Below are 13,437 nucleotides of genomic sequence, written 5' to 3'. Positions count from 1 at the left end.
TAAACGAAGGAGGAGTAAAAATGAAAGAAGTACAAAACAAATTACAACAACAAATGGATAAAACAATTGAAGCTTTAAAATTTGAATTTTCAACGATAAGAGCTGGTAGAGCTAATGCACAAATGTTAGACAAAATAAGAGTAGATTATTATGGCACTCCAACTCCTATTAATCAAGTTGGATCTATCTCAGTACCAGAACCAAGAACTTTAATGATAAGTGCTTGGGACAAAAGCGCAATGAAAGAAATAGAAAAAGCTATAAGAAACTCAGATTTAGGTTTAAATCCAACTAATGATGGAGAAGTTATAAGAATAAACGTTCCAGCATTAACTGAAGAAAGAAGAAAAGATCTTTGCAAGCAAGCTAAAAAAGCTTCGGAAGAATTCAAAGTAAGATTAAGAAATGAAAGAAGAGACGCTAACGACAAACTTAAGAAGTTAGAAAAAGAAGGCGAAATAACTGAGGATGAATTAAAAAAAGCACAAGACAATGTGCAAAAAATGACTGATAAATATATTAAAGAAATAGATGTATTATTAGATGCTAAAGAAAAAGATATAATGGCGGTATAATAACTTTGAAAAAGTACTATGAGCTATTAGGCCTTCCTTTAGATGAAGTTAAAGAATATTTTGATAATAAAGAAATAAAATATACTACAACAATTCTTCAAGGTAAGAAAGATAAGGATAAGTTAATTTATCCTAGAGTAATCAAAATTACACAAAAAGAAAATAACGTAGAGTTATTTGTAACTTACTTTTCTGGCTCCTTAAAATAAGGAGTCAGAAATAATATTTGGAGTATGAATATGAAAAACAATTTGTTTTATGATATAGATTTAAACAGAGTACCTAAGCACATTGCCATCATAATGGATGGTAACGGAAGATGGGCTAAAAGCAAGTTTTTACCTAGAGCTGCAGGACATAAAGCTGGTGTGGAAACTATAAGAACAGTACTTAGAGAATGTAAAAAATTAAGTGTTAAGCATGTTACCTTATATGCATTTTCAACAGAAAACTGGAAAAGACCTAAATTAGAAGTGGATACATTGATGAATTTATTGTCTACTTATTTAAAAAATGAAGTAGCTACATTACATAAAGAAAACGTTAAGTTAACAGCCATAGGAGATATAAATAATTTACCAAACCAATGTGTAAAAGAATTAAATAAGGCCATAGAATTAACTAAAAATAATACAGGGTGTAATTTAAACTTAGCTTTAAACTATGGTGGAAGATTAGATATAAAAAATGCGCTAGTTGATATTATAAAAGATGTTAAAGTTGGTAAAATAAATTTAGATGAAATTGACGAAAATACTATAAGTAATCATTTAAGCACAAAAAGTATTCCAGATCCAGATTTAGTAATAAGAACTAGTGGAGAAGAAAGACTTAGCAATTTTTTATTATGGGAAGTTGCATATGCAGAGTTTTACTTCACAAATGTTCATTGGCCTGATTTTGATGAAAAAGAACTTCAAAGAGCTATTTTTACATATCAAAATCGAGATAGACGATTTGGTGGAATAAAATAAGGAGAATACCTATGAGAACAAGAGTTATAGCAGGATTATTATTAGTTCCATTATTTATCCTTATAATATTTGGAGGAACACCTTTATATATAGGAGAAGCTATAATAATCTCAATTGCCTTAAATGAATTTTATAAGGCATTTGAACAAAAGGATATTAAGCCATTATATTATATAGGTTATATTTTTTCTATTTATTTACTAATTAAAAACTATCTTCAATTACCAATATCTTATACTTATACATTAATATTTATATTATTCTTAATATCTATAATACCAATATTAATTGTAAAAAGAAATATTATAGATATAGTAGTTACTTTCTTTGGAGTTTTTTATGTGGCAGTATTAATAGATTTTATAGTACTAACTATGGATAATTTCTCAAAAGGAGATATTTATGTTTGGTTAATATTTATAATTGCATTTATGACAGATACATTTGCTTACTTTGCAGGTTATTTGTTTGGAAAGCATAAACTAATTCCTAAAGTAAGTCCGAAAAAGACTGTAGAAGGAAGTGTTGGAGGAATATTGGGCTCTACATTAATATGTTTAGCATTTGGGTATTTCTTTAATATTGATTTAAAAGTAATAGTATTTTTAGGTTTCTTTGGAAGTATTGTTGCTCAATTTGGAGATTTATTTGCATCATCAATAAAAAGATATGTTGGAATTAAAGATTATGGGAAATTGATACCAGGACATGGTGGTATACTAGATAGATTTGATAGTGTAATACTAGTTGCGCCATTTGTGTATAGTGTAATTAACTTATTTATAAAATGATTTAGCTTCAGTTAGACTGGAGCTTTTTTGTTTTTAATAATACTTATAAATTTTGATAAGGGTCTTTGTCTGAAATTTCATAGGGCCACCAAGTGGCTTAAAGTGATAGCAAAATGATTGACCCATACGTTGATAAAAGATATGTGGATACCATATGAAGTGTTTGACTCACACGTAGCTTAAGTGAAGCAAATTTTTTATTTGAAATTTTGATGAATATTACAAATAATAATAGTAATAATGATATAATACATAAGTAAAGACAAATTATAATATATCACTGAGAAAGGAATTTTTTATGAAAAGAATTACGATACTAGGTTCTACAGGATCTATAGGTACTCAAACTTTAGATGTGGTTAGAAAAAATAAAGATAAGTTTGAAGTAGTTGCTATTTCTGCAAATAGCAGTGTAGATTTATTATTAAAACAAATATTAGAATTTAATCCTAAATATGTTGCAGTTTACAATGAAGAAAGTGCAAACAAATTAAAGAATATGATTCCAAATAATATAGATATAGAAGTGTTAAGCTCTATGGAAGGACTAGTTAAGATATGCCAACTAAAAGAAGTAGACATAGTATTAACTGCCGTTGTTGGAATGATAGGACTTGTGCCAACTATGGCTGCAATAAAAGCAAAAAAAACAATAGCACTTGCCAATAAAGAAACATTAGTTACAGCTGGTGAGATTGTAATGGAAGAAGCAAAGAAAAATAATGTAGATATTTTACCAGTGGATAGTGAGCATAGTGCTATATTCCAATGCTTAAATGGTGAAAGAAAAAAAGATGTAGAGAAGATAATATTAACAGCTTCAGGAGGGCCTTTTAGGGGTAAAAGTAAAGAAGAGTTAATTAATGTTACAAAAAATCAAGCACTTAAACATCCAAACTGGGATATGGGAAGAAAAATAAGTATAGACTCCTCAACACTTATGAATAAAGGCTTAGAAGTAATAGAAGCTAAATGGTTATTTGATGTGGATGTGGAAGATATTGATATAGTAGTTCATCCCCAAAGCATAATTCATTCCATGGTATCTTTTAAAGATAGTTCAGTAATGGCTCAACTAGGATGCCCAGATATGAGGTTGCCAATAGAATATGCTCTAACTTATCCGGGAAGATCTGAAACAGATTTTGAAAGATTGGATTTAGCTAAAATAGCTACTTTAACTTTTGAAAAGCCAGACATGGAAACATTCCCTTGCTTACAATTGGCATTTAAAGTATTAAAATTAGGTGGAACATACCCAACAGTATTAAATGCTGCCAATGAAGTTTTAGTAAATGAATTTTTAGATGATAAAATTGGATTTTATGACATACCATATTACATAGAAAGAAGTTTAGAGCAGCATAATAATAGAAGTAATCCAACTTTAGAAGATATTTTAGAAGTTGACAAAGAAACTAGAAAATTTTTATCTAACTTACTTAAATAATAGTATTAGAATTAGGAAGGTGAATGTATGACTATAATAGCAGCTTTATTACTTTTTGGAGTAATAATATTAATACATGAATTTGGGCATTTTATTTTTGCAAAGAAAAATGGAATTACAGTTCATGAGTTTTCAATAGGTATGGGACCAAAATTATTTGGAAAAGAAAAAAATGGAACTATGTATTCTATTAGAATTTTACCAATAGGTGGGTATGTATCTATGGAAGGTGAAGATGAAGAATCGAATAAACCAGGTTCCTTTGGGACAAAATCCATACTTCAAAGAGCTAGTGTTATATTTGCAGGACCATTTTTTAACTTAGTTTTAGCTGTGATTTTTTTAATTCCAGTGTTTATTTACATGGGATCTCCAACTACTACTTTAGAAATATTGGATAATTCTCCGGCGTCTAAGGCCAATTTGCAATCGGGAGATATAGTAAAAAGTATAAATGGAAAAGAGGTAAATTCATGGAATGAGTTTACTAAAATAATATCCTCTTCTAAGGGAGAAGAATTAAGCATAGCTGTTGATAGAAATAATAAAACAGTAAAAGTAAATGTTATGCCAGAAAAAAATGAAGAGGGAACATATAAGATAGGTGTAACCTATAAAAAAGATAGAAGTATAATTAGTGCAATAAAACAATCATTTATACAGACTGGACAAATAACAATTCAAATGATAACTTTCTTAAAGCAAATGATAACAGGAACGGTGCCAGGTGGACTTACAAATTCTGTTGCAGGACCAGTTGGAGTAATTAGCATAGTATCAGGAGCAGCTAAAACAGGTATAATGAACTTACTATATCTAGGTTCAATAATAAGTTTAAACCTTGGAATAATAAACTTAGTCCCATTCCCTGCCTTAGATGGAGGAAGATTATTATTACTTTTCATTGAATGGATAAGAGGTGGAAAGAAAATAAATCCAGACAAAGAAGCTATGATCAATATGATAGGTTTTTGTGCATTAATGGCATTTATGGTTTTCATCACTTATAATGATGTAACTAAATTATTTAAAGGCGTAATTAAATTCTAAATAGAAGGTGAAGTTTTGAGTTATAATAGAAAAAAAACAAGAGAAGTATCTCTAGGTAATATAAAAATTGGAGGAGATAATCCAATTGCAGTTCAGTCTATGACAACAACAGATACTAGAGATGCTGTAAAAACTATAGAACAAATAAAAAGATTAGAAGAAGCAGGATGTGACGCAGTAAGAGTTGCTGTTCCTGATATGGAAGCTGCTGAAAATTTAGGTAAAATAAAAGCAGGAATACATATACCTTTAATCGCAGATATACATTTTGACTATAAGTTGGCTTTAAAAGCTATCGAAGAAGGCGTAGACGGTATTAGAATAAATCCAGGAAACATCGGAAGTATTGATAGAGTAAAAGCCGTAGTTGAAAAATGTAGGGAGAAAAATTTAAAAATAAGAATTGGAGTAAATGGTGGTTCTTTAGAAAAACATTTATTAGAAAAATATGGCCATGCCACACCTGAGGCTCTTGTGGAAAGTGCTTTAGCACATATTAAAATTCTAGAAGACTTAGATTTTTATAACATAGTAATATCTTTAAAATCTTCAGATATATACACTGCAGTAGAAGCTTACACTCTTATGAGTGAAAAAGTTGATTATCCTCTTCATTTAGGTATAACTGAAGCTGGTGGAATTAAAAAAGGAACGATTAAGTCATCTATAGGTGTTGGTTCACTTTTAATGAATGGAATTGGTGATACTATAAGAATTTCATTAACAGGAGATCCTGTAGAAGAAGTTCATGTAGGAAAAGATATACTTAGAAGTTTAAATTTATTGAATGATAAAATAAAAATAGTATCTTGCCCAACTTGTGGAAGGTGTAATATTGATTTAATAAGTGTAGCAAATGAAGTAGAAGAAAAAATAAAAGATATAAATAAAAATATGACAGTAGCTATTATGGGATGTGCTGTCAATGGTCCTGGTGAAGCTAGAGAAGCTGATATAGGTATTGCTGGTGGAAAAGGAGAAGGTCTTTTATTTAAAAAAGGTGAAATTGTTAGAAAAATAAAAGGTGATTCATTAGTAGAAGAGTTATTAGAAGAAATAAATAAATTTGATAAATAGAATTTGTAAAAGACGAACTTTAACTAGTTCGTTTTTTTTATACATTTAGTAACTTATTAATAGGCATTTAATTAGAAATTAAATAAAGTGTTGAATGAATATAATAAGAGTGTTATAATATAAACTAACAACTTTAAGAAAAATATAAGTTGTTAGCGAAGGGGGAAGTTATGATAGAAGTTAAAAACATTTCTAAGATAGTAGGAAAAAAGACAATACTAGATGATGTTTCCTTAAAAATAGAAGATGGTAGTTTTGTTGTTTTAATAGGACCTAGTGGCTGTGGAAAAACTACTACTTTAAAATTAATAAATAAGTTAATCCAACCAACAAAGGGAGAAGTTTTTATAAACAATAAACCCATATCTAAGGAAAGTTCTATAAGCTTAAGAAGAAATATTGGTTATGTTATACAAAGTGTAGGATTATTTCCTCATATGACAATAAGAGAAAATATAGAACTAATACCAAAGTTAAAGAAGGAAAAAACTGAAAAAGAAATTGAGGAAAAAACAATAGAATTGATGAATATGGTAGGCCTTAATTCTAAAGAATTTTTGGATAAATATCCAAGTGAACTTAGTGGTGGTCAACAACAAAGGATAGGACTTGTAAGAGCTATTGCAACTGATGCAGAAATTATTTTAATGGATGAACCTTTTAGTGCCCTAGACCCAATAACTAGAACTCAACTACAAGAGTGGTTATACTCACTTCAAGAAGAGTTAAAGAAAACTATTATATTTGTTACTCATGATATGGACGAGGCATTAAAGCTTGCAGATAAAATATGTATTATGAAAGATGGGAAAGTTCAGCAGTATGACACAGTAGAAAATCTACTTAGAAATCCTGCTAATGAATTTGTTAAGAACTTTATAGGTAGCGACAGATTATGGAATGTACCAGAATATATAAAAGCAAGAGACATAATGATTAAAGAGCCTATAAGTGTAAAAAAATCAAGAACTGTTATACAAGGTATGGAAATTATGAGAACAAACAAAGTTGATAGTTTATTAGTAGTTGATAAAGATGAAAATTTCCTTGGTATTGTAACAATAAAAGAGCTTAGAAGAAATGGAATTCAAAACCATTATTTAAGTGAAATTATGAATAATCACCCTGTATTTGTATATGATGACAATAATTTAGTTGAAATATTGGAAGTAATGAACAGAGAAGGAATTGGACATGTACCTGTAGTTACTCGATATAATAAGTTGGTAGGTCTAATAACAAGAAGTAGTTTACTTTCTGTTTTAAGTGAGCAATTCCTTGAAATGGAGGTGAGTATACTTGACTAATTTTATAAATTATTTAGTACAACAAAAAAATCAAATCATATCCTTGTTAATGCAACATATACAATTAACAGTTGTAGCAATTGTTGTAGCTATAATTATTGGTATACCTCTTGGAATATTAGTTTCTAAAAATGAAAAACTTAGAAAGTATATCATAGGTATAATCAATATATTTCAAGCAATACCGTCAATGGCACTACTTGGTTTATTAGTTCCGGTGCTAGGAATTGGTAGTAAACCAGCCATAATGATGGTTGTTTTATATTCTTTATTACCTATAGTAAAAAATACTACAACAGGAGTTCTTAGTATAGATGAAAATATAATTGAATCTGCCACAGGAATTGGTCTTACTTCAAAGCAAATTTTATATAAAATACAGTTGCCATTAGCTCTTCCAATAATCATGGCAGGGATAAGAATTTCAGCAGTAACTGCTGTTGGACTTATGACTTTAGCAGCATTTATAGGAGCTGGGGGTCTTGGCTATTTAGTATTTTCTGGTGTTCAAACTGTAAATAATACAATGATTCTAGCAGGTGCTATTCCCGCTTGTATCTTAGCTCTTTTAGTAGATTATATATTCTCAAGAGTAGAAAAAGTAGTTATGAGCAAATATTCATGTCAAAAATCATCTACTGAAAAAAGAAAAAGTACTCATACGGGCCTAAAAGTATGTACGGCTATAGTTGTAGCGGTTATATTAATAACATCAATAGTGCCTAGTTTTGGGAAAAAAGATACTATAGTAGTAGGTTCAAAGGACTACACAGAGGGTCTTATACTTGGGAATATGTATGCTGATTTATTAGAAGAGTATACAGACTACAATATTGAGAAAAAATTAAATATGGGTACAACAGTTCTTTGGAATTCCATAGTAAATGGTGATATTGATATGTGTGCTGATTATACAGGAACTATTTTAATGAATATTATGAAAGAAGAAGCAAAAGGTGATGCTGATGATGTATATAATCGTGTAAAAGATCATCTTGACAAAGAATATGATATTAAAGTATTAGATCCTATTGGTTTTAATAATACTTATACTTTAGCAATGGAACCTAAAGTTGCTAAAAAATACAATATAGAAACTTATTCTGATTTAGTTAAACATTCACAAGAACTTGTATTTTCACCAACACTAGCATTCCAAAATAGAGAAGATGGGTTACCAGGATTACAGAAATATTATAATATGAAATTTAAAGAAGTTAAAAGTATGGATGGAGGGCTAAGATATCAAGCCTTAAAAAGAGGAGATGCTCAAGTAGTAGATGCGTTTTCTACTGATGGGTTATTAAAGAAATTTAATCTAAAAGTATTAAAAGATGATAAGGAATTTTTCCCACCTTACTATGCTATACCATTAGTTAGGGATGATTTAATAGAAAAATATCCTGAAACAGAGGAAGTTCTAAATAAACTAAGTGGTGTAATAAATGAAGAGGAAATGATTGAATTAAACTATAAGGTTGATGAAGAAGGACAAACTCCAGAAAAAGTAGCACATGATTATTTAGTAGAAAAAAATTTAATAAAAGAATAATTATAAATGACCCTTTTAAGTTATATCTTAGAAGGGTTTTTATAATGAAAAAAATAAATAATTCTTTGTATAATAAATCAATGAGTACAAAATATATTAATATGAAATTAATAATAAAGTACATAGTATATATGTAATAAAATTAAATTAAATGTAATGAAGGAATTTTAATATAATATTTAGGAGCCCAAATTATGATTAAAGTATCTAAAAGAGATGGAACAATAGAAAAATTTGATAAAAGAAAAATTTTTAATGCTGTATATAAATCATCAATTAATAGTAAGTTTGGAACAGATAGGAAATTGGCTAATGATATAGCAATGATGATAGAAGAAAAAATACAAAATAAAGAAATAGAGGCAACTGTAGAAAACATACAAGATGAAGTAGAAGACTTACTAATGTCGTCAAACAGAAAAGATATTGCAAAAAAATATATTATTTATAGAGATAGAAGAACAGAAATTAGAAACTCCAAGTGGAATATGGATGAGTTACAAAAATCCATTTGGAAAAATAAATATCAGTATAAAGATGAAAGTTTCAATGAATGGGTAGCTAGAATTAGTGGTGGAAATCCTAAAATTGCAAAATTAATAAGAGAGAGAAAATTTTTATTTGCAGGGAGAATTTTAGCCAATAGAGGCTTGTATAGAGATAATATAAAAGTTACTTATTCAAACTGCTATGTATTGCAACCACCGGAAGATAATATAGAAAGCATATTTGATACAGCTAAAAATTTGGCAAGAACTTTCTCTTATGGTGGAGGTGTGGGAATAGATATTTCAAAACTTAGACCAAATGGGGCGGCAGTGCACAATGCAGCGAAAACCACATCAGGAGCCGTATCATTTATGGATTTGTACTCAATGACAACAGGTCTTATTGGGCAAAAGGGGAGACGTGGAGCACTTATGATTTCTATGGATATAAGTCATCCTGATATTGAAGAGTTTATAGACGTGAAAACTGATTTAGAAAAGGTTACTAAGGCTAATATATCTGTAAGAATAAGCGATGAATTTATGGAAGCTGTTAAAAACAAAGAAACATATACTTGTAAATTTATAGTACAATCAACAAAAGAAGAAATAATAAAAGAAGTTAATGCTTATGATTTATTTATGAAATTAGTGAGAAATAATTGGGACTATGCAGAACCAGGAATGTTATTTTGGGACAACATAAGTAAATACCACTTATTAAGCGAAGATAAAGAATTTAAACATGATGGTGTGAATCCTTGTGCAGAAGAACCTCTTCCTGCAGGAGGAAGTTGTCTACTTGGTTCCATAAACTTATCAGAATTTGTTGTAGAGCCATTTACAGATAATGCAATATTTGATATGGAAAAATTCAAAGCCTGTGTAGAAGATTGTATACTAGGACTAAATGAGGTGTTAGAAGAAGGGCTTTCTCTACATCCTCTAAAACAACAACAAAAGAGCGTTTCTGAATATAGACAAATAGGCCTTGGTGTTATGGGAATAGCTGATATGCTTATAAAATTAAATATTAGATATGGGTCACAAGAATCAATTAATTTATGTAATGAAATTTCCAAAAATATGTTAAATAGTGCAGTAAAAAAATCAGCGCTATTATCAAAAGAAAGAGGGCCTTTTGAAAAATACAATGAAGAAGCAGTGTTTAAATCTCCTTTCTTTATAAACAACATAAAGGAAGATATTAAAGAACTTGTAAAGAAATATGGACTTAGAAATTCACAAATATTAACAATACCACCAACAGGCTCCATATCTACAATGCTTGGTATAAGTGGAGGAATAGAGCCTATGTTTAATATTTCATACACAAGAAAAACAGAAACACTTCATTCACAAGATGTTTATTACAAAGTATATACTCCAATAGTAAAAGAATATATGAACTTAAAAGATATTACGGAAGAAAGTGAATTACCAGATATATTTGTAACAGCTATGAGTCTTAAGCCAGAAGAAAGAATAGCTATGCAAGGAGTTTGGCAAAATCATATTGATGCATCCATATCCTCAACTATAAATTTACCTTATGAAGCTACAGTAGAAGACGTTTATAATATTTATATGTCTGCTTGGGAAAGTAAGCTTAAAGGAATAACAATATACAGAGATGGTTGTGAAAGAAGTGGTGTATTATTAAATGATAAAAAAGCTGAAAAGGATAAAAAGAAAAAAGAAGAAAAAATAGAAAAGTTTGATGAACACCATACTGAAGAGGGTCATGAAAAATTTATTTGCCCAGAGTGCAAAAATGAATCTATTATTCCAACAGGTGGTTGTACAATATGCCTTCAATGTGGTTATAGTAAATGTAACTAAAGAAAAAACAGTTGTTACTTGTATAACAACTGTTTTTTCTTATTTATTCAAAATGAAAAGTTTAAAGTATTTTAAACTTATAAGGGACTAATACAGTTTATATTATCTCCTCTAGATGTGTCTAATACAAAACCAGCCCTATTTATTCTTTGTTCTATGCAATTTCTACATTCGGCGGCTTCATCGCCTATGCAAATTTTATTATCATATAAAGTATATTTTGAACGAACATCTGTAGGTGAAAGATTTGGCATAACCACATTACATCCAGCATTTAAACCTGCTTCACGTCCTTTTGGATCAATAGTTCCAAGGGCTGTAGTTGCAGGTAAAAGAACAGATGGAAGCAAAAGTCTCGTAAGAGCTAAAACAATAATCGATTTTTCAAGAGAGCCTGTAGGTTCATCTTTAAAAATAGTATCCTGATGAGGGATAAAAGGGCCAATACCAACCATTTCTGGATTTAAATCTTTTAAAAAAATTAAATCTTCAGCTATATTTTCATTAGTTTGGTATGGTGAATCAACCATTAATCCTGCCCCAACTTGATATCCAATTTCTTTTAAATTTCTTAGACAATTAATTCTATTTGATAATCTTAAATTTTTGGGATGGAGTTTTTTATAATGTTCTTGTGTGGCAGTTTCATGTCGTAACAAATATCTATCAGCTCCAGCTAAAAAATACTTTTTATAAGACTCATATGATTTTTCGCCTATAGATAAGGTTATAGCACAATCATCATATTTATTTTTTATTGATTTTATAATTTCAACAATTTTGTCATCAGTAAAATAATTGTCTTCCCCGCCTTGTAATACAAAAGTTCTATATCCTAATTTATATCCTAAATCTGCGCATTCTATAATTTGCTTTAAATCTAGTCGATACCTAGAAATATTCTTGTTTGAACATCTGATACCGCAGTAGTAGCAATCATTTTTACAGTAGTTTGTAAATTCGATCAAACCCCTCATATATACCTTATTATCATAAAACTTCTTTCTAGTTGCTAAGGCTTTTTTACATAAATAATCAATTTCATCACTCTTAATATTATCAAGTATATAGATGATCTCACTTTTACTTAGTGAATTTTCATTATATAGTTTGTCAATTAACTTTATTATATTCATATTTTCCTCCCAATATTTTCATATAAACTCAACAAATAATGCTGAATTTTTAATTAAAAAAGAGACAACAAAAGTACGTAACTAACTATTATTTTAAGCAAAATAAAGTCAATTTTAATCTAATAAGGTCCACTTATAATTTAAGAAAATACAACTTTAAAATAAAAAAACTTTTCTCAAAAGTAATTAAACTAATGAAAGAAAAGTTAGTATTTTTGTAAATAAAGTTATGTATTGATATAAACTAATTTCCTTACAGATCAGTAAATACTTTTCTGGTAGGTAGCAAATTTTTATTAAATTATATCTAAAGAAAATCTCTAAATACAATGATTAAAAACATATATACAAAAAGTATAATATGAAAATAAATAAAAAGCCATAATTATTTAAAAAATCAGCTATTAAATTTAGATGAAAAAACAATAATAGACTTAATTATAAAAAATAATACAATTATAAAGCCTTGAATAAAAATAAATATTACAAATACTACCTAATTTTATAGTGGTTATTTTTTGAAAATATTTATTTGCAAATAAAAAAAATAAAAATTGAGATAATAATAATTAAAGACATAATTCAAAATGGAGGATAAAAAAATGAAAAAAATTGTAACCGTAGCTTTATCTTTACTTCTACTTTGTTCTGCAGTGGCTTGTAGTAACAAAACTAATACTAACACTAACAATGAAACTAAGGATGAGGTAGCAGATAAGACATATTTAAACACTTATACAGGATTATACGACAAAAACCTTGAAACATTATCTGACTATAACATGTATACAGATGTTAATACAGTAACTAACACTTATAAAGAAAAAGAATATCCTGGTAATGAAAAATACTTAAATGATGTAAAAGCTGCTTACAAAGATAGCAAAGAAAAAATTCAAGCATTTGTAGATGGATTAAAAAATGATGGAAAAACTGAAGATGCAGAATTAAAGAAAATGAATGAAAGTTTAATTGCTGAGGGTGAAAAATCAATAAAAGATATAGATGCTAAAATAGCAAAATTAGATAAAATATCTAAAGATGATTATAATAAAACACAAGATGAATTTATTAAATTAGTAGATGATACAGTAAGAGCTGGAGAAAATGTTACTAATAATTTCGTAAAAATGTTAAAAGATATGGACACAAAATTAGGAATCACTAGAAAAGCTAAATAATAAAAAATTATTAA

At 28.5% G+C, this 13,437-nt stretch carries 12 protein-coding genes; 11 read left to right on the top strand and 1 reads right to left on the bottom strand.

Going from position 1 to position 13,437, the window contains the following annotated elements:
- The first annotated feature begins 20 nt into the window (after positions 1 to 20).
- The 10 genes from frr (at position 21) to JW646_RS02490 (ending at position 11,106) form a co-directional block, all read left to right on the top strand.
- On the top strand, positions 21 to 575 hold the full coding sequence (gene frr / locus JW646_RS02535) for a ribosome recycling factor (protein ID WP_074918104.1): 555 nt from the start codon (positions 21 to 23) through the stop codon (positions 573 to 575).
- Positions 576 to 580: 5 nt separating this feature from the next.
- A complete protein-coding gene (locus JW646_RS02530; protein ID WP_074918102.1) occupies positions 581 to 784 on the top strand; it encodes a hypothetical protein in 204 nt (67 codons plus the stop codon).
- 30 nt (positions 785 to 814) lie between these two features.
- Entirely contained in the window at positions 815 to 1,549 is a 735-nt protein-coding gene (locus JW646_RS02525) for an isoprenyl transferase (protein ID WP_074918099.1), read from the top strand.
- Between the two features lie 11 nt (positions 1,550 to 1,560).
- On the top strand, positions 1,561 to 2,340 hold the full coding sequence (locus JW646_RS02520) for a phosphatidate cytidylyltransferase (protein WP_074918097.1): 780 nt from the start codon (positions 1,561 to 1,563) through the stop codon (positions 2,338 to 2,340).
- Between the two features lie 298 nt (positions 2,341 to 2,638).
- On the top strand, positions 2,639 to 3,790 hold the full coding sequence (locus tag JW646_RS02515) for a 1-deoxy-D-xylulose-5-phosphate reductoisomerase (protein WP_228416470.1): 1,152 nt from the start codon (positions 2,639 to 2,641) through the stop codon (positions 3,788 to 3,790).
- Between the two features lie 27 nt (positions 3,791 to 3,817).
- Positions 3,818 to 4,840 carry an RIP metalloprotease RseP gene (gene rseP, locus JW646_RS02510; RefSeq protein ID WP_148557799.1) on the top strand — a complete coding sequence of 341 codons (1,023 nt, stop codon included), beginning with the start codon at positions 3,818 to 3,820 and terminating at the stop codon, positions 4,838 to 4,840.
- A gap of 15 nt (positions 4,841 to 4,855) precedes the next feature.
- On the top strand, positions 4,856 to 5,917 hold the full coding sequence (ispG, locus tag JW646_RS02505) for a flavodoxin-dependent (E)-4-hydroxy-3-methylbut-2-enyl-diphosphate synthase (protein ID WP_228108737.1): 1,062 nt from the start codon (positions 4,856 to 4,858) through the stop codon (positions 5,915 to 5,917).
- Positions 5,918 to 6,066: 149 nt separating this feature from the next.
- Positions 6,067 to 7,224 carry an ABC transporter ATP-binding protein gene (locus tag JW646_RS02500; protein ID WP_228416469.1) on the top strand — a complete coding sequence of 386 codons (1,158 nt, stop codon included), beginning with the start codon at positions 6,067 to 6,069 and terminating at the stop codon, positions 7,222 to 7,224.
- Positions 7,217 to 8,776 carry an ABC transporter permease/substrate-binding protein gene (locus JW646_RS02495; RefSeq protein ID WP_228416467.1) on the top strand — a complete coding sequence of 520 codons (1,560 nt, stop codon included), beginning with the start codon at positions 7,217 to 7,219 and terminating at the stop codon, positions 8,774 to 8,776. The genes JW646_RS02500 and JW646_RS02495 overlap by 8 nt, the downstream gene beginning before the upstream one ends.
- A gap of 194 nt (positions 8,777 to 8,970) precedes the next feature.
- Positions 8,971 to 11,106 carry an adenosylcobalamin-dependent ribonucleoside-diphosphate reductase gene (locus tag JW646_RS02490; RefSeq protein ID WP_228416465.1) on the top strand — a complete coding sequence of 712 codons (2,136 nt, stop codon included), beginning with the start codon at positions 8,971 to 8,973 and terminating at the stop codon, positions 11,104 to 11,106.
- Between the two features lie 77 nt (positions 11,107 to 11,183).
- On the opposite strand, the gene hydE is transcribed toward JW646_RS02490, so the two are convergent.
- Positions 11,184 to 12,242 (bottom strand): [FeFe] hydrogenase H-cluster radical SAM maturase HydE, encoded by a 1,059-nt coding sequence (gene hydE, locus JW646_RS02485; RefSeq protein WP_331478054.1) that lies wholly within the window; start codon positions 12,240 to 12,242, stop codon positions 11,184 to 11,186.
- A 602-nt stretch (positions 12,243 to 12,844) separates the two neighbouring features.
- Here hydE and JW646_RS02480 point away from each other — a divergent pair.
- On the top strand, positions 12,845 to 13,423 hold the full coding sequence (locus tag JW646_RS02480; protein ID WP_228416463.1) for a hypothetical protein: 579 nt from the start codon (positions 12,845 to 12,847) through the stop codon (positions 13,421 to 13,423).
- Positions 13,424 to 13,437 lie beyond the last annotated feature (14 nt).

The organism is Terrisporobacter hibernicus (assembly GCF_020809405.1).
Taxonomy (GTDB): Bacteria; Bacillota; Clostridia; order Peptostreptococcales; family Peptostreptococcaceae; genus Terrisporobacter; species Terrisporobacter petrolearius.
The sequence above is the reverse complement of the archived record's forward strand: the minus strand, read 5'-3'. Positions and strand labels throughout refer to the sequence as shown.